Raw genomic sequence first — 24,223 nt, forward strand, 5'->3', positions numbered from 1 at the left:
GGTCGAACCGGCAGGCGTGCCGCGTTGGTTGGGCATGGTGTGGTGCGGGGGCATGAGGTCGGTCGTGGGTGGCCGTCGTGGGTCGGGCGGGCCTGCTGCGCGGTGGTGGGGGTCGCTGGTTGTTGGTGGGTGGGAGCGGGAGTTCGCGTGTGGCCTCGGCCGTCTGCGGGTTCGCCGAGTATCCGCCGATCGGCTGCTGACGCTCGCGCTGTGGGTCGAACCGGCAGGCGTGCCGCGTTGGTTGGGCATGGTGTGGTGCGGGGGCATGAGGTCGGTCGTGGGTGGCCGTCGTGGGTCGGGCGGGCCTGTTGCGTCGATTCCGCGTGCGTGTTCGTGGTGGTGGGGGCGTGTGGGGTGGGAGCGGGAGTTCGCGTGTGGCCTCGGCCGTCTGCGGGTTCGCCGAGCATCCGCTGATCGGCCGTTGGTGCTCGCGCTGTGGGTCGAGTCGGTAGGCGCGCCGCCGCGGTTGGGCGTGGCGGGACGCGCGGGTGCGGAGTGCGTCGGGGGTGAACGGGCCGCTGGTCGCTGGTGGGCCGGGCGTGGGCCGGGTGTCGCGGCCGGGGGCCGAAGTGGTAGGTGTGCGGCCCCGCCTGGCCCGGGGGGGGTGAACGGGCCCGGGGTCAGGGGTTTCCGGGTTCCCGGTGCGGCCTTCGTACGGGGGTGCGCAGGCGGTGCGCGAGGGCGCTGGTGGCGACGCAGAGGGCCAGGGTGGTCCAGAGCAGCGGGGGGTTCTGCAGACCGATGCCGATGACGGCGGGGCCGACCGCGTAGGACACCGTCCAGGTGAGCTGGAACAGGGACATGTACGGCCCCTCGTCGCCCGCGGGGGCCAAGGCGACCGCCGCCGCTGCGGCGGTGGGCTTGGAGGCGAGTTCGGCCAGCGCGAGGACCGCCGCGACGAGGACCGCGAGCGGGCCCTGGAGGACGGGCGGGGCGCTGGACACCGTCGCGGTCAGGGCGATGGCGGCGGCCGCCGCGCCGATCGACAGCCGCAGGACCCGCGAGCGGCTCCAGCCGGACAGCAGGCGGCTGATCCGCATCTGGAGGGTCGTCGCGGTGGCGTAGCGGACGGCGACCACGACGGTGGGCCAGTAGGCGGGCTGGTGGAGGGTCTCCACGAGGTAGACCGGGAAGGCGACGGTCGGGATCAGCCAGGCCGCCGACAGCAGCGTCTGGGAGGCGACCAGCGACAGGAAGGGCCGGTCGCCGAGCGCTGCCCGGGTGCTGGAGCGCACCGTCCGCCGCCCGGGCCGCGCGGCGGCCGGGACGGCGACGCCGAGCAGCAGGGCGGCGGCGAGCAGGGAGCTCGCGCAGTTCACGGCGAGCGCGACCGACAGCCCGGGCCCGCCGGCCAGTGCCATCAGGGCGGTCGCCCCGAGCGTGCCGACCCCGAGCGAGGTCGTCTTGAGCACGGTCACGGCGGAGAACCAGTCGGTGAGCTCCTCCGGTTTCGCGAACCGTGCGACCAGCGTGGGCCAGGCGGCGCCGTAGAGGCGGTCGGCGGCCGTCACGACGAAGGTCGCGGCCGTCACGGTGGCCGGGTTCCCGGCGGCGAAGAACAGGCCGTACCCGAGCGCCGTCAGGAGGTTGGCGACGACCAGGCAGGCCTTCGGCCCCAGGGCCTGCACGAGCATCCCGCAGAGCGGCACGACGGCGAAGGACGCCAGCGAGCCGACCGTCACGGCGGTGCCGGCGGCGGCCGCCGGGAAGTGCCGGACGGTGACGAAGTACAGCAGCGACAGCGGCAGGAAGACGCCGGAGCCGAAGGTGTCGACCGCCACCGAGAGGAACAGCCGCCGCTGCCGCCCGAACCGCCCCGCTCCCGCCACGCCGCCCACCCGTCCCCGTCCCCCGGTCAGCCCTGCCCGCGCCTGCCCACGCCCGCCCGCCCCGCTACCGCTCCGCGCGCAGCCTGAGAACGTACGTCGCGGTCAGCGCGACCGCACGGTCCCCGTCCCGGGCGAGCTCTTCGAGGGCGCGGGTCGCCGTGCTGCCGGGGACGCCGGCGAGCGCCTGGGTGAGCCGTCGGCGGGCGTCCGGCCCGACACCGTCGCGGGCCAGTCGGGAGACCAGCCCGGCGGCGATCCGCTCCGCCACCGCCGGGTCGCCCGCCAGCGCGCCGAGCGCGTCGGCCGCGTCGGCGTCGTTCGCCGCCCCGACGACCGTGTCGAGCAGCGCCGGGACGGCCTCCGCCACGCCGCGGGCCCCGAGCGCCAGGGCGGCCTGGCGGCGGACCAGGGTGTCGGCGCTGTCGAGGGCGTCGCGCAGCCGGGCGGTGGCGGCCGCGTCCGGCAGCTCGGCGAGGGCGCGGACGGCGCGTTCGCGCACCGCGGCCGAGGGCGACCGCAGGCCCTCCGCGAGCAGGGCCGTCCCGTCCGCGCCGGACTGCGCCAGGGCCCAGCGCAGCGCCCCGGCGACGACCGGGTCGGACTCGTCCAGCACGGCCTGGACCAGCGCCTCCACCGGCACCGCCCCGTCCTCGCCCGCCGACAGCGCGGCGCGCTGCCGCGCCCCCGGGCTCTTGGACTCCAGCGCCTGGAGCAGCGCGACGACCTGGAGGACCTCCTCCCAGCCGGCGGGCTCGGCGGCGTCGATCCGCCGCAGCCGGGTGAGCAGCTCCGTCTCGGCGGCGATGCGTTCGCGGGTGCGCCGGATCAGGTCGTCCACGAGCCCGGCGGGCGCGAAGCCGGGGTCGTCGAGGGCCCGGCCGACGTCGCGCAGCGACAGGCCCAGCGACCGCAGGCTCTCGATGTGGAAGATCCGCCGGATGTCCTCGTCCGAGTACCGGCGGTAGCCGGAGCCGGTTCGTCCGGTCGGCCGCACCAGCCCGAGCGACTCGTAGTGCCGGAGCATGCGGGCGCTGACCCCCGACCGCCGGGCGACGTCGCCGATCAGCACTGCCTACCGCCCCTCCCGGCCGCCCCCGCCGAGGACCGCCGTCCGCTTCGCCTCCTCGATCGCGAGCTCGAACCCGGCGTCCGGCTCGCGCCACAGCCGCTCGGTGGCGAGCGCGTGGGCGCGCACCCCGGGGTCGGGGTCCGTCGCCGCCGCGGCGAGCACCGGCAGCACCTCCTCGCCGAGCGCGACCAGCGCCCGGCTGAGGCTCAGCCGCGTCTCCCGTGGGCCGCGTCCGAGCTGGGTGGCCAACACTACGGCCAGCGCGTGCCGCCCGTCCTCGGGGACGAGCACGACCGCGGCCCGCCAAGCGCTGCGGGCCACCTCGTCGTCGGGGTCGGCCAGCAGCGCGGGCGTGATCGCCGGCCAGGCCCGCCGGTCCCCGATCTTGGACAGGGTGTGCAGGGCCTGGCTGCGGGCCTGGGCGCGCTCCGCGCGGACCTCGTCGAGCAGCAGCGGTACCGTCCGGGCCGCCTCGTGCCGGGTGAGCGCCCAGGTGAGCATCTCGCGCACGGAGAACTCGGGCTCCACCGCGCACCGCTCGACGAGCCCGCCGACGAACCCCGGGTGCGGGCTCGCGCCGACGGCCATCGCCGCCCTCAGCCGCACCGACGGGTCCTCGTGCTCCAGCGCGCGCAGCGCCCGCAGCGTGTCCGTCTCCTGCTCCGACCTGGTCATCGGGACCACCTCCTGGGCCCCACTGAAGGGCTTGACACGGTGACAAGGTCAAGCGGGCGGGGATGCCCCCGCGCGGCGGTGCCGGGCCGGCCGGGGCCGTCCGCCCCACCTCCGCCCCGCGATCGCCCCACGGCCGTCCCACGACAGGACGGGCATCCGGACCTACCGTGAACGTAGGACTTCCGGTCCGGGGCCCTCCGCGAGCCGAGCCTCCCAGGCGGTCGCCAGGCGGGCCCGACCACCCGCCTCCCGCAGCCCGGGGGCGGTCGCCACCGAAGGAGTCACCGTCATGACCAGCAGTGTCAGTGGAGTCGGCAGCAGCCAGATCCGCCAGCCCCAGCGGCACCCCTACGCGTCCGGATGGACCGTCTTCGCCGGGGTCATGCTGATCACCGGCGGACTCATGGCGATCACCGAGGGGATCTCCGCGATCGCCGAGGACGACCTCGTCGTCGCCACCCGCAACTACGTGTACTCGATGGACACCGCGGGGTGGGGGTGGATCCACGTCGTCCTCGGGGCCTTCATCGTCCTGACGGGCGTGGCCGTGTTCAGCGGCGCCGTGTGGGCCCGCGCGGTCGGCCTCGTCGTCGCCGGGCTGGGGATGATCGCCAACTTCCTCTGGCTGCCCTACTACCCGGCCTGGGCCATCGTGCTGATCGCGATCGACGCCCTGGTCGTCTGGGCGCTGTGCGTCGGACGGGTCGAACCCGCCACGAAGGACGCCTGACCGGGAGCGCGTGACCGGCTCCGCCCCCGCGGCGGAGCCGGTCGGTGACGCCCGGGGGAGGGCCGTGGACGGAGCCGGGAGCTCCCGGGCACGGGACCGGGAGCGGAGGGGGGCTTGCCGACCGGCCCGGGGAGTCTTGTATCGTTCCTGGCGAATCATCCAGAGGGGTGGAGGGACCGGCCCTACGAAGCCCCGGCAACTCCCCGTTCGACCCGGCGTCCGAAGTACGCGCCGTGCCGTCCGGGATCAGTGCCAACTCCGGCCTGCCGCCACTGTGGCGCGGGAAAGATGAGGAGACACGGTGCTCTCTGTGCTGTCCTTCGTCCGGGCGCTTCCCACCCCGGTCCTTCCGCGTACCCGTCTCGTGCCCGGCGCAGGCCATCGGCCGACTTCTCCGGCCCGTCCTCGCTGACCACCCCCACGGCTCCCCGCCAGGAGCCGCCGTGAGCAGCGAGCGGGTGCCCGCTGCTCCGGCCCCGAGACTGGAGTACCCCCCATGGAGAACACGAGCGGCGTCGGCGTGCTCGACAAGGTCACCTCGATCCTCGGCACCCTGGAGGCCGGGCCCACCACGCTGGGCGGCCTGGTCGCCGCCACCGGCATGGCGCGGCCCACCGCGCACCGGCTGGCCGTCGCCCTGGAACACCACCGCCTGGTCAGCCGGGACCTCCAGGGCCGGTTCGTGCTCGGCCCCCGGCTCGGCGAGCTCTCGGCGGCCGCCGGCGAGGACCGGCTGCTGGCCGCGGCCGGCTCGGTCCTCGCCCAGCTGCGGGACGCCACCGGGGAGAGCGCCCAGCTCTACCGGCGGCAGGGCGAGGTGCGGATCTGCGTGGCCGCCGCCGAGCGCCTGTCCGGGCTGCGCGACACCGTCCCGGTCGGGGTCACCCTGCCGATGAAGGTCGGCGCCGCGGCCCAGGTCCTGCTCGCCTGGGAGGAGCCGGAGCGCCTGCACCGCGGCCTCCAGGGCGCCCGCTTCACCGCCACCGCGCTCAGCGGCGTCCGGCGCCGGGGCTGGGCGCAGTCCGTCGGCGAGCGCGAACTCGGCGTCGCCTCCGTCTCCGCGCCCGTCCGCGGCCAGGCCAACCGGGTGGTGGCCGCCGTCACCGTCTCCGGCCCGATCGAGCGGCTCAGCCGCCACCCGGGCGCGCACCTCTCCCAGGCCGTGGTGGAGGCGGCGCACCGGCTGACCGAGGCCCTGCGCCACCCCTGACGGGGGCCCACCCCGCAAGCCCCCTGGTCCGGGCTCTGGGACGCACCTCCGCGCGCCCCAGGGTCCGGACCAGGGCCCCTCGCTCCGGCGCCCGCGACCCGTCCGGGAGGCGCCCGCGACCCGTCGCTCCGGCGCCCGCGACCCGTCGGCCGGTCCCCGGTCGACGCTACGGCCGGACGGTGAGCACCAGCTTGCCCGTGACCCGGCCCGTGTCGCCCTCCGCGTGCGCCCGGGCCGCCTCCGCGAGCGGGTAGCTCCCGGAGACGTGCGCGCGCAGCCGCCCGGCCGCGGCCAGGGCGGCGATCTCCGCCATCCCCTGCTGGTCGTGCTCGACCAGCAGGGCCTTCGCGGTGACGCCCAGCTCGGCGGCGCGCTCGGCCAGGCCTTCGAGGCCCTGGGGGATGATCGAGACCAGGATGCCGCCGGGCCTGAGGGTCTCCAGCGAGCGCAGCCGGTCCCGGCCGCCGAGCGGGTCGAGGACCACGTCGACGTCGCGGGCCTCCCGCACGAAGTCGGCGGTGCGGTAGTCGATCACCTCGTCCGCGCCCAGCCCGCGGACGAAGTCGTGCTTGGCGGCGGAGGCGGTGCCGATCACGTACGCGCCGCGGGCCTTGGCGATCTGCACCGCGACGTGCCCCACGCCGCCGGCCGCCGCGTGCACCAGGACGCGCTGCCCGGGCTCCAGCCGCGCGGTGTCGACCAGGGCCTGCCAGGCGGTGAGCGCCACCAGCGGGAGCGCGCCCGCCTCGGTGTGGCTCAGCGCGGCCGGTTTGGGCACGAAGGCCCGGGCGGGCCCGGTGACGTACTCGGCGTGCGAGCCGACGCCGTACGGGTAGGGCAGCATGCCGAAGACCTCGTCACCGGGGGCGAGCAGCGAGACGCCGAGGCCGACCGCCTCGACCGTGCCGGAGACGTCCCAGCCGAGGGTGAACGGGGGCTGCCCGAGGAAGAGGCCGTGCGCGCGGTGCTTCCAGTCGGTGGGGTTGAGGCCGGCGGCGTGGACGGCGACGAGGACCTGGCCGACGCCCGGCACCGGCCGCTCGACCTGCGCCTCGTGGAGGACCCCGGGGCCGCCGAGGGTGGTCTGGGTGACGGCCCGCATCGTGGCCTGGGTGGTGTTCGTGGTCATGGACCAAGCCTGCGGCCGGGGCCCTGACCTGCGAAATGGCAAGATTGCCAAAGAACGATAGGATCATGCCATGGCTGTCACGGAGCCCCTCGTCCTGCGCGACTCGCCGCCGCACCGCGTGGTCGTCCTCGCCCTCGACGGCGTCTACCCCTTCGAACTGGGCATTCCCAACCGGGTCTTCCCCGGCGTCCCGGGGGCGTACCGGGTGGTGACCTGCGCCGCCACGCAGGACCGGACGGTGGCGACCGACGCCGACTTCACGATCACCGTCGGGCACGGGCCGGAGGCGCTGGACACCGCCGACACGGTGGTCATCCCGCCGTACGCCCTGCACCGCGTCACCGCCCGCCTGCCGGAAGCGGAGCGCGCGGCCCTCGCCCGGATCCGCCCCGGCACCCGGATCGTCTCCATCTGCACCGGCGCGTTCGCCCTCGCGGCCGCGGGTCTGCTCGACGGGCGCCCCGCCACCACCCACTGGGCGCTGGCACCGGCCTTCCGCCGGATGTTCCCGAAGGTCGCCCTGGACGCCGACGTGCTGTTCGTCGACGACGGCGACATCCTCACCTCGGCGGGCGCCGCCTCCGGCCTCGACGTGTGCCTGCACGTGGTGCGCTCCGACCACGGCAGCGCCGCCGCCAACCAGGTCGCCCGGCACTGCGTGGTGCCGCCCTGGCGCGAGGGCGGCCAGGCCCAGTACATCGAACAGCCGGTGCCGCCGGAGGGCGCCAACGGCACCGCCGCGACCCAGGCCTGGGCCCTGGAGCGCCTCGACCGACCGCTCACCCTGCGGGAGTTGGCCGCCCACGCCCGGATGAGCCCGCGGACCTTCGCCCGCCGCTTCCAGGAGGAGACCGGCACCAGCCCCGGGCGCTGGCTGATCCGCCAGCGGCTCCACCGCGCCCGGCACCTGTTGGAGACCAGCGACCTGCCGGTCGACCGCATCGCCGCGGAGATCGGCTTCGCCACCGGCGCCTCCCTGCGCCAGCACCTGCACGCCGCGATCGGCGTCTCGCCCCAGGCCTACCGCAACACCTTCCGCGGCCGGGGCGCGGGCGCCCCGGCCCGGAGCTGAGCGGCCCGGAGCTGAGCGGGCGCGGCGGGCCGGGCGCGGGGCGGCCAGGCCGTTCCCGCTACTTCAGCAGGAACGCGTGCACCGCCTGCCGGCCCGCCGGGTTGGCCGCCCGGCTCTGCACCGAGTGGGCCGCCCCGGGGACGATCACGATCTGCGGGTCGTGCGCCAACTCGGCCGTCTGGTAGAGCACTTCGTACGGAGTGCCCAGGTCGCGGTCGCCGCCGAGCAGGAGCACCGGCACGTCGGGCAGCCTGCGGTGGGCCGGGGGCAGGGGCGGCACCGGCTCGCGCGGCCAGTCGAGGCAGACCAGGAGGCTGCCCAGCCCGGTGGCCGTCGCGGCGTCGAACGGCCAGGTCTGCTCGGCCGTCAGCCGCTGCCGGGTGCGTTCCAGCGCCGCCGCGCGGCCCGCGACGGGCGTGTCGGTGCTGCCCCACGGGAAGCGCGAGTCGGCGCAGAGGGTCGCGGAGTGCAGCCCCTGGCTGAGCTCCTCGGCGGGGGCGGCGTCGACCACCTGGTGGACGAGGTCGAAGAACTCCTGGAGCTTGGCGGGCCGTCCGGCGGCGGCCTCGTGCAGGATCTCCGGGACCGCGCCGTAGTCCGGGTCGATGAACTCGTAGCCGGTGAGCGCGCTGAGCAGCTGCGCCCCGTTGCCGTACCGCCGAACGGTGGCGGCGAGGTCGGCCGCCGGGTCGGTGGTGCAGCCGGTGGCCCGGCAGGCCGCCCGCAGGATCCGGGCGCTGGCGGGCAGCGCGGCCAGGTCGAGGGGGTCGAAGCCCTCCCGCGGCGCCACCGAGTCGAGCACCAGCCGGGCCACCCGCGCCGGGTGGGCGAGCGCGTACCGGACGGCGACGACGGTGCCGTACGAGACGCCGTCCAGGGTGAGGCGGCGGGCGCCGAGGGCGCGGCGCAGCAGCTCCATGTCGGCGACGGTGTCCGCGGTGCTGTAGAAGCGGGCGTTCGGGCCGAGGGCGGCGGCGCACTCGGCGACCGACTGCCTGCGCGGCACGGCGAGGTCGGAGGAGCCCATGTCCTCCTGGAGGCCCGGGCACTGGAGCGCACCCCGGCCGGTGCCGCGCTGGTCGAACATCACCAGGCGGTAGTCCTTGAGGACGGGCTCCAGGGCGCCCGCCGTCCGCCGGATCGCCGGGACGCCGGGCTGGCCGGGGCCGCCGGTGAGGAACAGCAGGTCGCCCTTGGGGGCGGCGGTGTTGCCGGTGACGGCCACCTGGAGGCCGAGGGTTCCGGGGGTGGCGCCGCTGTGGTCGAGCGGGACGGTGAGGGTCCCGCAGGTGAACTCCGGTGCGTCCGGACAGGGCGCCTGCCCGGTGATCCTGCCGACGGCGGGGCCGCCGCCCGGCCCGGCCGGGGCGGCGAAGCCGGCTCCGGGGGCGGCCAGGGTGGTGCCGGCGGCCACCGCGACGGCGCCCAGCAGGGCGGCGAAGCGCCCGCGCGTGCTCGTCATGTTCGTCCTTCCGGTCGCGCCGCGTCCGTTGCCGACGCGGCCTCGGGAAGCAGCCTGCCCCCCGCGGTGCCGTGATGGCGAGTACCCGGGCGGGGCGGGCTCGCACGCCTCGCCGGGCGCGGCACCGAATGTGACGGTACGTCACGATCCGGCCCGTCCGGGACACGCCCTGGGGGAGAATGCGGCTCCGCCCAAGGACAGGAGGCGACATGGCAGGGCAGGACCCGCGGTTCGCCGCCTACGATCCGGACCCGCCCGAGCGCCGGGCCCCGGCGGCCGTGGTGGTGGCGGAGGCGACCGAGGCCGACGTGCCGGCGCCGGCCGCGCTCCAGGCCCGGGCGCGCGGCGGTTCGGCGGACGCCTGGGCGGACCGCATCCGTCGGGCGCTGCGGAACGAGTGCGGCCTGGTGGTCACCGCGAAGGCGGCCGGACGGGCCGTCGGGTACGCGACCGCGGCGTTCCTGCCCGAGCACCCCGTCGACGGCGCACCGGCCGGCTGCTACCTGACCGGCGCCGCGGTGAATCCCGCCTGGCGCCGCCGCGGCATCGCCCGGCTGCTGACCCGGCACCGGATGGCGTGGGCCTGGGAGCGAGCCCCGGTGCTCTGGTGCTTCGTCTCCGCCCGGAACGGCGCCTCGCTGGACCTGCACCGGCGGCTCGGGTTCCGACAGGTGGCGTCCGGGCCCGCCTTCCAGGGCGTCGGGTTCGCCGGCGGCGAGGGCCGGCTCCTGCGCGCGGGCCGTCCGGCGGATGCGCTTTCCGTGCCAGGTGGTTGACCGGCAGCGCACGTCCCGGGGGCGCGCCGGTCGCGGCGGTCGCGGGCGCGCGCGGCTGCGACACAATGCCCGAAAACGATCTTCACGGGAGTTGTGTGTGCTGCTGCTCGACCTCGACACGGTCTCGCCGCGCGAGCGGGTGGAGGCGTTCCACCACGCGCTGACGGATTCCCTGGTGCCCAACGACGTCGCCCACGAGGAGCCGGAGAGCGGCATCCACGCGCGCATGGAGCTGTGGCGCGTCGGCGGGCTGGACCTCTTCGCCACCCGGAACTCGGGCTTCGAGGTGCGGCGGACGGCCCAGCACGTGCGCCACCACCGCAGCAGCCCGGTGGTCTCGGTCTCGCTCCAACCCCAGGGCGTCCACCGGGCGGAGGTCGCGGGCCGGCGGGAGCTCCTGGGCTCCGACGACATCTGCGTCTTCCACGAGCTGTCGCCCCGGGTGTACGGCTGGTCCGGCGACGGGGCCTCCCAGTCCGTCATGTTCGACATGGACCGCCTCGGCGTGCCGGTGGAGGCGGTGGTGCGGGCGTCCCTGCGGCTGCGGGCCAGTCCGCTGCACGGCCTGGTGCTCCAGCACCTGCGGGGCCTGTGGCGCGACCCCGGCCGGCTGGAGTCCGATCCCGGCGCGGAGGCGCTGGCGTCCGGCACGACGGAGCTCGTCCGCGCCCTGCTGCTGTCGGCCGCGCACGCCGAGGAGTCCGTCGAGGTCAGGGAGACGATGGACGACACCCTGCTGACCCGGATCACGGCCTACGCGCGCTCCCACCTCGCGGACCGTGACCTGACGCCGGAGCGGATCGCGGCGGAGCACGCCGTCTCGGTCCGCCGGCTGTACGGCCTGCTCAGCGGGGCGGGCATCAGCCTGGAGCAGTGGCTCATCGAGGAGCGGCTCGGCAAGGCGCGGCGGATGCTGACCTCCGCGCGGTACGACCGCCTAAGCGTCGCCGCGGTCGCCGCCCGGTGCGGGTTCAGCAGCCCGAGCCACTTCAGCCGCCGCTTCCGGGCGGCCTGCGGGGTGTCCCCGAGCGAGTACCGGCGCCTGGGCGGCGTCCTCCCGGTGGACGGCCCCGGGTGACACCGCGCGGGTGACGCCCTGCGGTCGGCACCGAGGGGCCGACGGTGTCGGGACCAGCCTGGGGCATGCCCGCCCGGGGCGCACGCGGCGCGGGCGATCCCTGCGGAGAGGGACAAGAACCGTGCAGGCAGGGGCACGGCGGCGGTGCCACGGTGGGGGTCGACCACGAAGGAGGACGGCCCATGACCGAGCAGTGGCGGCGAGCCCCCGCCGACCGGACCGCACTGCGGGAGCTGATCGACGACCTGGCGGAGTCCCTCGGCCGGTCCGTGGCCCTGGTGGACCCCTCGCTCCGGCGCGTCTGCTCCAGCCGCCACTTCGACGACGCGGACCGGGTCCGCCTGCACAGCCTGCTCCACGGGCGGGCGAGCGGCGACGTCCTGCGCCACGCCCTCGACCACGGCGTCACCCGGTGGTCCGCGCCGGGCTTCCTGACCGGCCGGGACGACCTCGGACTGCTGCCCCGCTACTGCGTGCCGCTGCGCGAGCGCGGCCACCTCCTCGGCCTGCTGTCGGTCGTCGCACCGGAGGCGTCCCTGCCCCCGGCGGCGACCGTGGCCGTCGCCCGGGCCGTCCCCGACATCGCCGGCGAGCTGTACGCCGACCACCTCCTGGCCGACGCCGGGCACACCCGGGAGCAGGACCTCCTGCTGTCCCTGCTGGGGCCGGACCCCGCCGGACGCGCCGAGGCCCGGGAGCGGCTGCTGGCCGACGCGCTGCTCCCGGACGCCGCCCACGCGGTGGTCAGCATCGTGCAGCCGGGCTGCTCCGGGGTGTCCCCCGGGCGGGTGGCGACCGTGCTGCACGGGGTGCTGGAGGGCCTGCGCCGCACCCGGTCGGCGGACGGGGCCTTCGCCGTCACCGCGGACCGGGCCGTCCTGCTCCGGCTCGCCGACCGGCCGCTCGGGCAGGAGGAGTTGCGGGAGCAGTCCGCCCGCATCGTGGAGGCCCTCGGCGCGCCCCCGGGCGGCCCGGCCGCTCCCGTGATCGGCGTCGGCGGCCCGCAGACCGGCCTCGCCGAGGCGCGGACCTCCTACGAGCAGGCGCTCGTCGCCGTCCGCGCCGCCCGCCGGATGCCCGACCTGGACGGCGTCGGCTCCTGGGAGGAGCTCGGCGAGTTCGCCGTGCTCCTGCAACTCCCGGACCGCGCCCTGAACGAGTCCCTGCTCCCCAAGCCGCTGCGGGCCCTGATCGACTCCGGCTGCGGGCACCGCCTGGAGGAGACCCTGCGGTGCTTCCTCGACCACGCCGGCTCCGTCCCCAGGACGGCCGAGGCACTGCGGATCCACCGCACCTCGCTGTACTACCGGCTGCGGCGGATCCAGGAGATCACCGGGCTCGACCTGGACAACGGGGCCGACCGCACCACCCTGCACCTGGGCCTGCGCGTCCGGCAGCTCCTGCTGTCCCTGGACGCCTCCCTCACGACTGCCTCCGGCGGCGCGTCCGGTCGTGCGTCCGGCGACGGCGGACGGCCCCGCGGACGGGCCGCCGCCGCGGGCGGCGAGCTCCCCGGCCGCACGCTCGGCGCCGCCGCGCCGGGCCGGCCCGCCGCGGGCGCCCGTCCGGGGCAGCGGCTCCCGGCACGGCGCCCGGGCACCCGGCACGACGGCGCCGAAGCGGCGTAGGCCCGGGCCGCGCGCGGCGTCGAGGCCGTACGGCCGCAGTCCGCGCGGCAGGCCGGCGGGCAGACCCGACTTCCCGGCCCCCGGCCGGCCAGGCGGGTGGAGAATCGCCCCCATGCGTATTCTCATCGTCACCACCGGCTCCCGCGGGGACGTCGCACCGTTCACCGGCCTGGGCCGACGCCTGGTGGAGGCCGGCCACCGGGTCGCCGTGGTGGCCCACTCCACCTTCACGACGCTGGTCGAGTCCAGCGGCCTGGAGCACCGGCTGCTGCCGGGGGATCCGGAGCAGCTCATCCGCGACCGGGCCCGCGCCACCTCCCAGGAGGAGACCCGCGCGCTGACGAGGGCCTACGCGGACGGGCTCGCCGACGGCGTGGCGGACGCCGTGGCGAGCGGCGCCGACCTGCTGCTCACCGCCTTCGCCCCGGCGCCGCTCAGCCGGACGGCCGCCGAGGCGTACGGGGTGCCCGTCCTCGGCACCTACCTCACGCCCGCCTTCGCCACCGGGGAGTTCCCGCTGCCCGGCCCCGTCGGCGGCGCGGACCTCGGCCCGGAGGGCAACCTCGCCGCCGGCCGGGAACGGCTGCGGAGTGCGCAACGGCTGTTCTCCGGCGCCGTGGCCCGGATGCGCGAGCGCCTCGACCTGCCGGCCCTGCCGGACCTGCCGGGCCTGGCCGGGAACGCGCCGCCGCCGGAGCCGCTCGGGCCCGCCTGCCCGGTCGTCCACGGCTACAGCCCCGTGCTGCTGCCGCGCCCGGCGGACTGGCCGGCCCCGGTCGAGGTCGCGGGCTTCTGGTGGCCCGTCCGCCCGCTGGACTGGCAGCCGCCGGCCGAGCTGGTCGACTTCCTCGGGGCCGGCCCCGCCCCGGTGTTCATCGGCTTCGGCAGCATGGCACCGGGGGAGGGCGCCCGGCTCGGCGAGCTGGTGACGGCGGCGGTGCGGCGGGCGGGCGTGCGGGCGGTGGTCCAGGCCGGCTGGGCCGGGCTGGCGGCCGAGGGCGACGACATCCTGACCGTCGGCGAGGTGCCCCACGACTGGCTGTTCCCCCGCACCGCGGCCGTCGTCCACCACGCCGGAGCGGGCACCACCGGCGCCGCCCTGCGCGCCGGAGTCCCCGCCGTCCCGGTGCCCGTCATGGCCGACCAGCCGTTCTGGGCGGCCCGGCTGCACCGCCTCGGCGTCGCCCCGCAGCCCGTACCGTTCGAGGACCTCACCGCCGAACGCCTGGCCGCCGCGATCACGGCCGCCCTCGCCGAGCCGGTCCGCCGCCGGGCGGCCGCCGTGGCCGGGCTGGTGGCGGCCGAGGACGGCGCGGGGGCCGTGCTCGCCCACGTCGAGCGGATCCACCGGGGCGGGCGGAGCGCCGGTACCGACGCGTAGACCGCGCCACCCGGACCTCCGGTGCCGAAGGCGCCGGTACCGGAGGTCCGGCGTGGCGATGAGTTTTCGGGCTCCGGCCGGTCTACATCTCGACGGGGGACGACCAGACGCACCGGGAGTACAGACATGGGCCTCATCACCATCGAGTTGTTCGCGACCCTCGACCTCGTCGGGCAGGCGCCCGGCGGCCCCGACGAGGACCCGGAGGGGTTCCCGTTCGGCGGCTGGCAGGCGCCCCTGCTGAGCGAGGTCACCGGATCGCAGATCGCCGCCGCGTACGAGGGCACCGACGCCCTGCTGCTCGGCCGGCGGACGTACGACATCTTCGCCTCCTACTGGCCGCACCAGAAGGAGGGCGCCATCGCCGAGCTGTTCAACCGCGTCCCGAAGTACGTGGCCTCCCGCGGCACGCCCGACCTCCCGTGGGCCGGGTCCACGCAGCTGGGCCCGGACCTGGCGGCCGCGGTGCGCGAGGTCCGCGCCCGGCACCGCGACGTGAAGGTCGTCGGGAGCCTGGACCTGGTGCAGACCCTCCTGCGGGAGAAGCTGTTCGACCGTCTCGACCTGTGGGTGCACCCGATCGTGCTCGGGGTCGGCAAGAAGGTGTTCGACGGCGGCGCCGTACCGACGAACCTCACGCTCCTCGAACCGCCGGCGGCCGCCCCCCAGGGCACCGTGTACCTGCGCTACGGGCTCGCCGACGGTACGCCGGGGACGGGCGACATGAGCCTGCCCGACCGCGGTCTCGGCCCCGACGGCGCCCGGTGACCCGGACCACCGTCGAGGCCGGCGGGGTCGTCCTGGGCGTCGAGTCCTTCGGGGCGGCCGACGCGCCGCTGGTCCTGCTGGCGGGCGGGCCGACGATGCTCTCCTGGCCCGACGCGCTCTGCGAGCGCCTCGCCGCCGGCGGGTGCCGCGCGGTGCGCTACGACCTGCGCGACAGCGGGGAGTCGACGACGGCGGACCCGACGGCACCCGCCTACACCCTGCGCGGCCTCGCCGCCGACGCCGCGGCCCTCGCCGCGGTGCTCGGCGGCGCGCCCGCGCACCTCGCGGGGATCGGCGTCGGCGGGATGGTCGCCCAGGTGGCCGCGCTCGACCACCCGGGTGCGTTCCGCGCGCTCACCCTGGTCGGCACCCGCGCCGTCGCCCCCGGCCCGCCCGACGACGACCTGCCGGACCACGACCGGGAGGCGATCGGCCGCCTGTTCGCGCGTCCGCTGCCCGACTGGACGGACCGCGCGGCGGTCGCGGAGTTCGCCGCGGCGGGCGCCGAGGCCCTCGGCGACGACCCGGACGCGGCGCGCGCCGTCGCCGGGCGCGTCTGGGACCGCACGCCCGGCACCGCACCGTCCGTCCACCTGGCCAACCAGCTGGGCACGGTGTTCGCCGCGCTGGACTGCGCGCCCCGCTGGCGCGAGCGCCTGCCCGGGATCGGCGTCCCGACGCTCGTCGTCCACGGCCGCCGCGACCGCTTCTTCCCCGTCGGCAACGGCGAGGCGCTCGCGCGCGAGATCCCCGGGGCACGGCTGCTCGTCCTCGAGGAGGCCGCCACGGCGATCCCCGGGGCGGCGGTCGGCGAGGTCGCGGAGGCGATGCTCGCGCTCGCCCGCCCGGCGGACCCGCGGAGCGGCTGAGCCGGACCGCCGGAACGGGTGGCCCCGCCCGGGCGCCTACGGACGAGCGGCCCGTCGGACCGGCATCCGACGGGCCGCTCGGCACGGGGCCTACCCGTGCCGGGGGCCCGTCGACGTCGGGGTCCACGCCCTGGTCGGCGCGGGAAGCCGGTGGGGCCGGCTTCCCGCGCTCGGACACTGTTTCCGGCCATTCCCCGCAGAGTCCGCTGCTGTTCCGAACGAGCTGTGTAGCTTTCGAGCGTCACGAAAGGCGTCGGTGCCTTTGCGTCGGACGCCGTTGGTCCCCGGCAGTCGCGGTGACTGCCCTTCCCTCCTCCTCAGACGGGACACTTGATGAGCACTCCGAGCGCCGGAACGCCCGCGACCACTCCGACGCCCTCGGCGGGTACGCCCGCGACGTCCGAAGCGGACAGGGCGACGCTCGACGGCCCGACGCCGAAGGACCTGCTCCCCACCACCGGCAACTACCCGACGGAGATCGTCCGCTACCGCTCGGTGGTGCTCACCGACATCCCCGGGGCGAATCCGGCACGCAAACTGACCGGTGCGATCGACCTCGGCGAGGAGAACCTGCCGTTCTACGACCGCCCGGCCGAGGGCATGATCGTCACCACGGAGCAGAGCTGGTCGGCCCAGGGCGTCACGCTCGGCCGGCTGCTGCACAGCCTCGCGCTCGCGCCCGGCGAGAGCACCAGGGTCGCGGTCGTCGACTGGCAGCGCACCACCAGGGCCACCGGCACCGAGACGGCGTCCGAGAACGAGGCGCTGTCCGGGAGCACCGAGCAGAACCGCTCGATCAGCGAGGTCGCGAACGCGATCGCCCGCGAGGAGCAGTACGGCAGCTCCTTCGGGCTCCAGGCCGGCGAGTCCTCCAGCTCGGGCGGCAGCGTCGGCGTCGCGCTCTTCGGCATCGGCGGCGGCGGCAACTGGAGCAGGTCGTCGAACTCGGGCATCGCGACGTCGGTATCGCGCTCCACGGGGACCAGGTCGGTCGCGCAGGAGGCGACGCAGCGGATCAGTGCGCGGACCCAGCAGCTGGCGACCGCGGCCCGCAGCCGGAACATGACGGTGGTGCGCGAGACGACGCAGACGGAGCAGGACCAGGTCCTCACCCGGGTGGTCACCAACTACAACCACATGCACGCGATGTCGGTGCAGTACTACGAGGTCGTCCAGGTCTACAACGTGACGACCAGGCCGATGAAGCTGGAGCGCTGCCTGTTCATCCCCCTGCAGGAGCTCACCTTCACCCACACCAGCCTCCAGCGGTACAAGGAGGTGCTCGCCTCGGTGGCGCCCGGCGACTGGGCGGCGAAGATCCGCGCGGCGAACCCGTTCGACACCGCCGTGCGCAGGCTCGACGCGTGCTCGGCACCGGAGGTGCCGACCACGCAGCAGTTCGACGGGGTGGAGCTGGCCGACATCGCCGCCTCGACGATGGGCGTGTACGGGGTGCGCAAGGCCGACGGCAGCCCGGTCCGGTTCGACCCGGCGACGCAGCGGTGGAACGCGCTGCCCACCACCGGGCTGGGCGGGGGCCTGTCCCGCATCGCACCGGGCAAGAACACCGTCTGGGCGCTCAGGGCCGCCGACAACCTGGTCGTCCAGTTCGACGGGACGACCTGGCGAGGCGACCTGACGCCCGGTGCGGGGTTCCGCATCGCCTGCGGCTCGGACGACTCGCTCTACGTCATCGGCACCAACGGCACGATCCATCAGCGCGTCCAGAACGGATGGTCGAACCTGGGCGTCACCGCCGACGACATCGCCGTCACCGGCAAGGACAAGCTGTGGTACTCCCGGCAGGGGGTCGTGTACGAGCGCACCGGCACCGGCTGGGTGCAGCGCAGCGGCACGGGCGTGCAGCGCCTGTCGGCCACCTCCGACGGTGCGCTCTGGGCCGTCGTCCAGCCCCAGTCCAGCGCCGAGACCATGCCCGTCCTGGTGGAGTCCGGTGCGACGACCGTGGTCCGCCCCACGGCCGGCGGCCTCCAGGGCGTCACCGGGCTGGCGCAGATCGCCTCGGCCGCCGCCGGGGACTACTGGGTGCTGATGGGCAACGGGACAGTGCGCCGGATCCTGGGTCGGGACGCCCTGGTCCCCTTCGACGACCTGCCGAAGGAGGACTCCTCCTATGCCTCCAGGATCGACGTCTGGTCCGACGACACCGGAATCCGCGGCCTCCAGGTGGTCTTCCCGAACCACACCTTCGGCTGCGGCGACATCGGCGGCTCCGGCGCGCAGCAGGCGACCTATACCTTCAGCCGCGCCGACAAGCTGCTCTCCTACGAGGCCTGGTCCGGCAAGACCGCCCGCGGCAGCCTCTCCGGGCTGCGCCTGAAGATGACCTCGGGCGTGGCCGACTTCGGCATCGCCGCGACCGCCACCGTCGCACCCGACCTGTCCGAGGACGCCGGCGCCTCGGCCATCTGCGGGCTGTTCGGCTCGACGGTGAAGTCCGGCAGCCGCACCTACCTCGCGTCGCTCGGCTTCCACGTGCGGGGCGGGAACGTGCCCCAGGCGGTCCTGGACCACCTGAACGACAACCGCCGGCACTACAGCCAGGCCGTGTGGGCCAACGCCGACGAGCTGACGCTCAGCCGCATCCTCGCCAACTACTCCTACGCACCGGCGGGTTCGACCGCCCCGCCGGTCCCGCTCGGCACCCTGCTGGACCCGAAGCCGATCGCCACCACCGGCAACTACCTCGGCTTCCGCTGGAACTTCGCCAGCGAACAGGAACGAGAGGAGTGGACCGACTCGCGCAAGGCGAGCGACAACACGTTCGGGGCACCGGTGACCAACACCATCGCCATCGCCACCAACGGCGTCTTCGCCGAGGCCGTCCTCGGCCGGTCCAACTCGGCCGAGAAGATCGACCTCACGCGCTTCTGGAACTGGAAGGACTCGCCCATCCAGATCACCCCGGCCGACATCGCCCCGGTGTCCACCGCCTCACGCGGGCAGAACCTCGACACCACGGCGGCCGGCATGGGTGCCTCCCAGGCGAGGTTCGCACCGCCCGTGGCGATGCCCGACCCGGTCGGCCTCCAGACGGCGCAGGCCATCGCCACGGCGAACCTGTTCCGCGACATGAGCGGCCTCAACACCATGGGCCAGGTGCTCAGCAAGGGCATCGAGTCCGCCGCCAGCACCGACAAGGAAGCCGGCATACGGGCCCAGGAAGCCCTGAAGACCGCCACGGAACACCTCCAGAAGATGGCCCAGATCGCGGTCGACGCGGCCGGGAAGGCGGCACCGGCCCTGACCGGCGGAGGCGGCAACCTCAGCGCCCTGGGCGGGATGCTCAACCAGGGCGGCAAGACCGACACGCCCAAGCCCACCCCCGCGGCGCCCACCCCCGGTGGGGATTCCGGCGCCAAGGCCTGACCACCGCGCCGTGCGGGCCCGGGCCACCGCCCGGACCCGCACGGCGCCCGCGGGCAGCTCTGTGGGCCGGTGCTTCCCGGCGTGACGTCCCCGCCGGGGCCACCGGGGCGGCCCCGGCTCCGGCGGCATTCCGGACCGATCAGTCAGACGTCGTTTCTTCCGGTGTTCCCGGTGCCCGAGTGTGTCGGATACTTCCGGGGTGCTGTTGACATGGATCGCCGAGGTAGCGGACGAGCCGCTGGCGCTGGAGCCGGCCGACCGGCGGGTGGAGTGGGACACCAACACCTGGTGCTTGAGTGCGGAGGTCGAGGACAGGCGGGCCTTGGCCGTGCCGGAGGTGGTCGCAGCCTTCGAGCGGACCGCCGAGGGCATCCGGCGCCGCATCCGCGAGACGGGCTTCGCCGGCGTGGCGACGTTCTACGTGTGGCACGACGAGCAGGCTGACCAGCTTCGGTGCTCGACCGGGTCGGTGGCCGCGGACGAACTGCCTTTTGGCGGCGCCTACGTGCCTTCCGGCGATCTCGGTGCTGTGGTCGAGGACTTCCTGAGGGCCCGGGAGCCGGGCATCGAAGAGGTCTGCGAACAGTCCGAGCAGGGCGTGCCCGAGCCGGAGGCCGCACCTTTCCCCGTGTGGGTGTACAGCGTCGGATCGGCGCCACGCTGACCGGAAGGCCGGCGGGAGCCGGCGCCGGGTGCGGGAACCCACTCCCACCACTCGTTCGGAACCAGGCGCCCGACGACGCTCTCCCCGACCACTCGACGACCGCTGCCACCGGAGGGCCGAGACGAGGTCTGCCCCCGGTGTCGCCCGCGATCCTGCGGGCGACACCGGGGGCGCGGCACCGCACCCGCCCGCTCTACGCGGTCGGGTCCCAGTCGGCGAGCTGCTCCATCGGCTCGGTGCTGCCGGTGTTCTCCAGGCTGTCGATCGGGGTGCGCGCGTAGAAGTACAGGACCAGGTCGCTCGCCGTCCCCCGCATCGACAGGTCGCCCGGCTCGGCGTCGGCGGCGAGGTCGTCGCAGCGGACGCCGTCGGCGTCGAGGGTCAGGCGCCAGGAGCGGCCCTCGGTCGCGTGGAGGTCGATGGTCGCCGGCTTGAACGGCCAGGGGACGGTCGTCGCCGAGACGGTCGTCAGGAACTCGTCGACGCCCTCGACCGCGACGTCCGTCGGCAGCGGCTGTGCGGCGCCCTGGGTGAGCTGGACGTCGTAGGTGTGGACGGCGATCTCCTGGACCTGGTGCCGGGCCAGGGCTCCGCTGGTCTCCGGGGCCTGCGAACGGCCCCACCAGGTCCAGCAGCCGCGGTCCGGCCCGGCCTCGCGCAGCGCGTCGAGCATCAGCCCGGTCGACTCGGCGAGCCAGGCGTCCAGGGCGGCGCGGTCCCGGGGTGCGGTCGGGGCGCCCTTCGGGTCCGTCTTCGCCGGGGGCTCGGCGCCGGGGCCCGCCGCGACGATGGCGGCCTGGCGACGGCGGCCGTCACCGAGGTGCTGCGCCAGTTCGCGCAGCGTCCACTCCGGACAGCTCGGGACCTGCACGTCGAGGTCGGGGGCGGAAGCGATCGCGGCGCGGAACGCGGCCGAGCGGTCTTCGATCAGCCGCAGGACCTCGGGGAACTCCAGGATTTTCTGCACGGAGACTGTGTATCACGGCGCTCCGGCCGCGGCGTAGCGAATTACGGCACGTCAGAACGGTCGGCGTACCGGTCGATCCCGGGCTGCGTCCGGGACGGTACCCCGGCGCGACGAGGGTTCTCGCGGCGTGGGCCGGCGTGGGCCCTGGCCGGCGGCCCGGAGGACGACGGGGTGCCGGTCGGGCCGCGGGCCCTGGCCGGGGCATGTGCGCGGGTGGGGCGGGATCTGCTGCGGACGGTGCCCGGAAGCCTGCCGCGCGGTGTGCGGCGGGTGGTGGCCGAGGACGGGTGCGGCGGTACGCGGGCGCTGCTGCTCGGCTGGCAGACGGACCGGGACGGGCCGCTGTTCGGGCGCTCGGTGGACCTGGCGCTCGCGCCCGCCCCGCTCGCCCGGTTCGTGGCCGATCTCGTGCAGGACCGTCTGGCCGGTGACGAGTTCGTCCGGTGGCCGCCGTGCCCGGGGCATCCGCATCCGCTGGAGCCGGTGGCCGACGGGGAGCGGGCGTGGTGGCGGTGCCGCTCCTCGGGGGCGGAGATCGGCGGTCTCGGCGCGCTGGGCTGAGCGGCCCGCCTCTGCTGCGGGCGCCCGTCCGCCGTCCGCCGCCGGTGCGGAACCCGGTTGCCGGCTCGGCGCGTTGGGCGCCGACGGCCCGTACCGCACGGCCGAGGGGTGGGGCGGGGGGCCCCCCGCCCCCCCCCCCCACCGGGTGAGGGGGGAGTTGCCCCCAAAACCGGGGGGGACTATAACCTACGCCCCCCGTGGGGGTGGGCCGAGTGGCCCGGGGGGGGTGCGCCGCGGGGGGGGGGGGGGGGGGGGGCGCGCCCCCCGCGCCCCGCCCCCCGGGGGGGGGGGGGGGGGGGCCCCCCCCCCCCCCACCCCTCGACCGTGTTCAGTGCTCAGTGCCCCGAACAGCGTGCGGTCAGAAGACGATCCGCCAGCTGTCGAGGTGGCCCGAGTCGCCGCGGTACGTGTCCTGGAGCCGGAGCCGCCAGGTGCCCTTGGCGGGCTGGGCGGAGGCGTCCACCGTGTAGGTCTCGATGACGTCGGCGCCCGAGTCGCCGAGGTTGGCCTTCTTCAGCGGGTACACCGTGCCGTCCGGGCCGATCAGGTCGATGACCAGGTCGCCGCGCCAGGTGTGCTTGATGTCCACGCCCACCTTGAGGTCGCTGGGCGCCTGGCCCGGGAGCCGGTCGACGGCGATGTCGGAGAAGACCGCGGGGCCGCCGTCCGGGATCGGCAGCGGGGTGCTGCTGGTGAAGATGCCCGGCGAGACCCTCCAGGTGAACGTCGTGGAGGTGCTGCTGTGGTGCGAGGCCTTGGCGGTGACGGTGACGGTGTACGTGCCGGGGAGGGCCGGGACGCCGGTGACGCGGCCGGTGACGGGGTGCAGCGTCAGCCCCAGCGGGAGGCCGCTCGCGTGGTAGGTGACGACGCCGGGGTTGAAGTTGACGGCCTCGATCCGCAGGTCGGCGGCGGTGCCGATCTGGGTGATCTGGTTGGCGGCGGGCTCCAGCAGGAGGCCGTCGACGACGCGCGGGCCGACGTTGACGGCCGCCCAGGCGTTGGCGGTGTTCTGGTACGTCGTGCTGGTCTTGCCGTACAGGTCGGCGGCGGCGCGGAGGGTGGCGGTGCGGGCGCCCGCGTAGTCCGTCGAGGAGGTCATGTAGGTGGTCAGCGCCCGGTACCAGATCTTGGCGGCGGCGTCCCGGCCGATGCCGGTCACCGGCAGGCCGTCGGAGGTCGGGGAGTCGTAGGCCACCCCGTTGACGGTCTTGGCGCCGCTGCCCTCGGAGGCCAGGTAGAACCAGTGGTTGGCCGGGCCGGAGGAGTAGTGCACGTCGACGGAGCCGAGGTCGGGCGACCAGTAGTCCCTGGAGCGGCCGTCCTTGGAGGGCTTGTCCATGTAGCGCAGCGGGGTGCCGTCGCCCCTGATGTCGATCTTCTCGCCGATCAGGTAGTCGCCCTTGTCCTCGGGGTTGCCGGCCCAGAACTCGATGGCGGTGGCCATGATGTCGGAGGTGGCCTCGTTCAGCCCGCCGGACTCGCCGCTGTAGACCAGGTCCGCGGTGGCGGAGGTGACGCCGTGGGTCATCTCGTGGCCGCCGACGTCGATCGACGTCAGCGGCTTGACGTTGCCCGCGCCGTCGCCGTAGGTCATGCAGAAGCAGCTGTCGGACCAGAACGCGTTGACGTAGTTCTTGCTGTAGTGGACCCGGGTGTAGGCGCCGACGCCGTCGTCCTTGATGCCGTTGCGGCCGTGGACGCTCTTGTAGTAGTCCCAGGTGAGTTGCGCGCCGTAGGCGGCGTCCACGGCGGCGGTCTGCCGGTTGGCGACGGTGCCGTCGCCCCAGGTGTCGGTCGGGTTGGTGAACAGCGTCCTGGTGCCGCTGGTGCCGTTCAGGTCGTAGGTGCTGTGGCCGCCGCGGGTGTTGTCGGTCATCGCGAAGCCGATGCCGGCCGCCGAGGTGCCGATGGTGACCTGGCCGGAGTACTTGCTGTTGCCGATGCCCGTCTCGATGCCCTGGTACTCGGTGATCTTCTTGCCCGAGTCGGCGTCGGTGATGACGTGCAGTTCGGACGGCGTGCCGTCCTCCTGCGTGCCGGTGACGACCGTCTCCCAGGCGAGCCGCGGGGTGCCGGACCGGGCCCAGACCACCTTGCGGGCGTCGCCGGCCGACGCCTGCGCGACCTTCGCGCTGCCGGCGCTGTCGAGCGCGAGGCCCTTCGCGGCGTCGGCGCTCTCCTCGGGGGTGGTGTCGACGGCGATGTCCGCCTCGGTGGCCTTGGTGACGCCGTTGGCGGAGCCGTCGGGGGCGGTGTGGACGACCAGGTCGCCGCCGAGCACCGGCAGCCCGTCGAAGGTCCGCTCGTAGCGGGTGTGCAGGCTGCCGTCCGCGTCCTTGGTGACGCCCTTGAGGACCAGCGCCTCCCTCGCGTCCAGGCCGAGCGACCGCGCGGTCGTCGCCAGGGAGGCGTCCGCGGAGGCCAGGAGCTCGCCGCGCTGTTCGGGCGAGAGCTGCACCGGCAGCGCACCGGCGAAGGCCGGGGCCCCCGCCGGGGCCCCGGCAGGGGTCTCGGCGGCGGCGACGCCGGGGGTCAGGGCGGAGACGACCATCGCGGCGCCGGCTATCAACGCGCCTGCGGCGGTGGACTTTCGGGGGGATCGAGTCACACGGAACTCCTTCTGCGACGGCCGGGTGCGGGTGGCCGGAGTCAGCCGGGCGGCGGAGGGAGGTGCCGTCCGGTAGAGCTGGTGGTTCGAATGGGATGGGACGGTACAGTGCCAGCTTTGGTGCGGACGCGTCACCCCGTGCGGCGGCAAGTTGGCCGGAATACCTTCGCCAACGACGTAATGGGGAGGTAAATCCCCGTCAGAAGGCGAGCAAAGCGGGGGAATTCCGGCGCACCGGGACGACCTGGCGGCGCCCCGCCCCGGGGGCGGGGGCCGCCCCCCCGCCCCACACCACGTCACACCACCCCCCCGGCGACCACGCCCCCCCCCACCACCCCCCCCCACCCCCCCCCG

The 24,223-nt window shown here is 75.5% G+C and carries 19 protein-coding genes and 1 riboswitch; of the genes, 12 read left to right on the top strand and 7 right to left on the bottom strand.

Annotated features, from left to right (window positions below; translation table 11 throughout):
- Positions 1–620: 620 nt before the first annotated feature.
- The 3 genes from ACH5AR_RS03605 to ACH5AR_RS03615 form a co-directional block, all read right to left on the bottom strand.
- Complete coding sequence (locus ACH5AR_RS03605; protein ID WP_396299731.1) at positions 621–1,829, bottom strand: MFS transporter; 1,209 nt, start codon at positions 1,827–1,829, stop codon at positions 621–623.
- Positions 1,830–1,893: 64 nt separating this feature from the next.
- Positions 1,894–2,898 (bottom strand): HEAT repeat domain-containing protein, encoded by a 1,005-nt coding sequence (locus ACH5AR_RS03610; protein ID WP_396299732.1) that lies wholly within the window; start codon positions 2,896–2,898, stop codon positions 1,894–1,896.
- A 3-nt stretch (positions 2,899–2,901) separates the two neighbouring features.
- Positions 2,902–3,573 carry a HEAT repeat domain-containing protein gene (locus ACH5AR_RS03615; protein ID WP_396299733.1) on the bottom strand — a complete coding sequence of 224 codons (672 nt, stop codon included), beginning with the start codon at positions 3,571–3,573 and terminating at the stop codon, positions 2,902–2,904.
- 289 nt (positions 3,574–3,862) lie between these two features.
- Between ACH5AR_RS03615 and ACH5AR_RS03620 the strand changes: the two genes are divergently transcribed.
- Both ACH5AR_RS03620 and ACH5AR_RS03625 read left to right on the top strand, forming a co-directional pair.
- On the top strand, positions 3,863–4,303 hold the full coding sequence (locus ACH5AR_RS03620; RefSeq protein WP_396299734.1) for a hypothetical protein: 441 nt from the start codon (positions 3,863–3,865) through the stop codon (positions 4,301–4,303).
- Between the two features lie 152 nt (positions 4,304–4,455).
- A riboswitch (SAM riboswitch) is annotated at positions 4,456–4,598 on the top strand.
- A 201-nt stretch (positions 4,599–4,799) separates the two neighbouring features.
- Positions 4,800–5,513: an IclR family transcriptional regulator gene (locus ACH5AR_RS03625; protein WP_396299735.1), complete on the top strand. Its 714-nt coding sequence runs from the start codon at positions 4,800–4,802 to the stop codon at positions 5,511–5,513.
- A 166-nt stretch (positions 5,514–5,679) separates the two neighbouring features.
- Here the strand turns inward: ACH5AR_RS03625 and ACH5AR_RS03630 are convergent, their stop codons facing one another.
- Positions 5,680–6,642, bottom strand: a complete 963-nt coding sequence (locus ACH5AR_RS03630; RefSeq protein ID WP_396299736.1) for an NADP-dependent oxidoreductase — start codon at positions 6,640–6,642, stop codon at positions 5,680–5,682.
- Between the two features lie 70 nt (positions 6,643–6,712).
- Here ACH5AR_RS03630 and ACH5AR_RS03635 point away from each other — a divergent pair, with 70 nt between their 5' ends.
- Entirely contained in the window at positions 6,713–7,714 is a 1,002-nt protein-coding gene (locus ACH5AR_RS03635) for a GlxA family transcriptional regulator (RefSeq protein ID WP_396299737.1), read from the top strand.
- Positions 7,715–7,772: 58 nt separating this feature from the next.
- Here the strand turns inward: ACH5AR_RS03635 and ACH5AR_RS03640 are convergent, their stop codons facing one another.
- On the bottom strand, positions 7,773–9,176 hold the full coding sequence (locus ACH5AR_RS03640; protein ID WP_396299738.1) for an alpha/beta fold hydrolase: 1,404 nt from the start codon (positions 9,174–9,176) through the stop codon (positions 7,773–7,775).
- A 209-nt stretch (positions 9,177–9,385) separates the two neighbouring features.
- Here ACH5AR_RS03640 and ACH5AR_RS03645 point away from each other — a divergent pair, with 209 nt between their 5' ends.
- The 8 genes from ACH5AR_RS03645 (at position 9,386) to ACH5AR_RS03680 (ending at position 19,730) form a co-directional block, all read left to right on the top strand.
- Positions 9,386–9,952 (top strand): GNAT family N-acetyltransferase, encoded by a 567-nt coding sequence (locus ACH5AR_RS03645; protein ID WP_396299739.1) that lies wholly within the window; start codon positions 9,386–9,388, stop codon positions 9,950–9,952.
- Positions 9,953–10,049: 97 nt separating this feature from the next.
- Positions 10,050–11,030, top strand: a complete 981-nt coding sequence (locus ACH5AR_RS03650) for an AraC family transcriptional regulator (protein ID WP_396299740.1) — start codon at positions 10,050–10,052, stop codon at positions 11,028–11,030.
- Between the two features lie 182 nt (positions 11,031–11,212).
- Complete coding sequence (locus tag ACH5AR_RS03655; RefSeq protein WP_396299741.1) at positions 11,213–12,658, top strand: PucR family transcriptional regulator; 1,446 nt, start codon at positions 11,213–11,215, stop codon at positions 12,656–12,658.
- A gap of 112 nt (positions 12,659–12,770) precedes the next feature.
- On the top strand, positions 12,771–14,039 hold the full coding sequence (locus ACH5AR_RS03660; protein WP_396299742.1) for a glycosyltransferase: 1,269 nt from the start codon (positions 12,771–12,773) through the stop codon (positions 14,037–14,039).
- A 126-nt stretch (positions 14,040–14,165) separates the two neighbouring features.
- Positions 14,166–14,807, top strand: a complete 642-nt coding sequence (locus ACH5AR_RS03665) for a dihydrofolate reductase family protein (RefSeq protein WP_396299743.1) — start codon at positions 14,166–14,168, stop codon at positions 14,805–14,807.
- Complete coding sequence (locus ACH5AR_RS03670; RefSeq protein ID WP_396299744.1) at positions 14,804–15,676, top strand: alpha/beta fold hydrolase; 873 nt, start codon at positions 14,804–14,806, stop codon at positions 15,674–15,676. Before ACH5AR_RS03665 ends, ACH5AR_RS03670 begins: the two co-directional genes overlap by 4 nt.
- A gap of 333 nt (positions 15,677–16,009) precedes the next feature.
- Positions 16,010–19,066 (top strand): hypothetical protein, encoded by a 3,057-nt coding sequence (locus ACH5AR_RS03675; protein ID WP_396299745.1) that lies wholly within the window; start codon positions 16,010–16,012, stop codon positions 19,064–19,066.
- Positions 19,067–19,265: 199 nt separating this feature from the next.
- Positions 19,266–19,730 carry a hypothetical protein gene (locus ACH5AR_RS03680; RefSeq protein WP_396299746.1) on the top strand — a complete coding sequence of 155 codons (465 nt, stop codon included), beginning with the start codon at positions 19,266–19,268 and terminating at the stop codon, positions 19,728–19,730.
- Between the two features lie 193 nt (positions 19,731–19,923).
- Here the strand turns inward: ACH5AR_RS03680 and ACH5AR_RS03685 are convergent, their stop codons facing one another.
- Positions 19,924–20,697, bottom strand: a complete 774-nt coding sequence (locus ACH5AR_RS03685) for a maleylpyruvate isomerase family mycothiol-dependent enzyme (RefSeq protein WP_396299747.1) — start codon at positions 20,695–20,697, stop codon at positions 19,924–19,926.
- A 237-nt stretch (positions 20,698–20,934) separates the two neighbouring features.
- On the opposite strand from ACH5AR_RS03685, the gene ACH5AR_RS03690 reads away from it, so the two are divergent.
- The gene (locus ACH5AR_RS03690; protein WP_396299748.1) at positions 20,935–21,258 is read left to right on the top strand and encodes a hypothetical protein; all 324 of its coding nucleotides are present in this window, start codon (positions 20,935–20,937) and stop codon (positions 21,256–21,258) included.
- A 358-nt stretch (positions 21,259–21,616) separates the two neighbouring features.
- On the opposite strand, the gene ACH5AR_RS03695 is transcribed toward ACH5AR_RS03690, so the two are convergent.
- Positions 21,617–23,812: a M4 family metallopeptidase gene (locus tag ACH5AR_RS03695; RefSeq protein ID WP_396299975.1), complete on the bottom strand. Its 2,196-nt coding sequence runs from the start codon at positions 23,810–23,812 to the stop codon at positions 21,617–21,619.
- Positions 23,813–24,223 lie beyond the last annotated feature (411 nt).

Source organism: Kitasatospora sp. NPDC018619 (genome assembly GCF_044391605.1).
Classification (GTDB): domain Bacteria; phylum Actinomycetota; class Actinomycetes; order Streptomycetales; family Streptomycetaceae; genus Kitasatospora.

Coding starts and splice junctions, on each gene's coding strand:
- ACH5AR_RS03615 (WP_396299733.1), bottom strand. CDS start 3,573: ATGACCAGGTCGGAGCAGGAGACGGACACGCTGCGGGCGCTGCGCGCG.
- ACH5AR_RS03620 (WP_396299734.1), top strand. CDS start 3,863: ATGACCAGCAGTGTCAGTGGAGTCGGCAGCAGCCAGATCCGCCAGCCC.
- ACH5AR_RS03625 (WP_396299735.1), top strand. CDS start 4,800: ATGGAGAACACGAGCGGCGTCGGCGTGCTCGACAAGGTCACCTCGATC.
- ACH5AR_RS03630 (WP_396299736.1), bottom strand. CDS start 6,642: ATGACCACGAACACCACCCAGGCCACGATGCGGGCCGTCACCCAGACC.
- ACH5AR_RS03635 (WP_396299737.1), top strand. CDS start 6,713: ATGGCTGTCACGGAGCCCCTCGTCCTGCGCGACTCGCCGCCGCACCGC.
- ACH5AR_RS03640 (WP_396299738.1), bottom strand. CDS start 9,176: ATGACGAGCACGCGCGGGCGCTTCGCCGCCCTGCTGGGCGCCGTCGCG.
- ACH5AR_RS03645 (WP_396299739.1), top strand. CDS start 9,386: ATGGCAGGGCAGGACCCGCGGTTCGCCGCCTACGATCCGGACCCGCCC.
- ACH5AR_RS03655 (WP_396299741.1), top strand. CDS start 11,213: ATGACCGAGCAGTGGCGGCGAGCCCCCGCCGACCGGACCGCACTGCGG.
- ACH5AR_RS03660 (WP_396299742.1), top strand. CDS start 12,771: ATGCGTATTCTCATCGTCACCACCGGCTCCCGCGGGGACGTCGCACCG.
- ACH5AR_RS03665 (WP_396299743.1), top strand. CDS start 14,166: ATGGGCCTCATCACCATCGAGTTGTTCGCGACCCTCGACCTCGTCGGG.
- ACH5AR_RS03675 (WP_396299745.1), top strand. CDS start 16,010: ATGAGCACTCCGAGCGCCGGAACGCCCGCGACCACTCCGACGCCCTCG.
- ACH5AR_RS03695 (WP_396299975.1), bottom strand. CDS start 23,812: ATGGTCGTCTCCGCCCTGACCCCCGGCGTCGCCGCCGCCGAGACCCCT.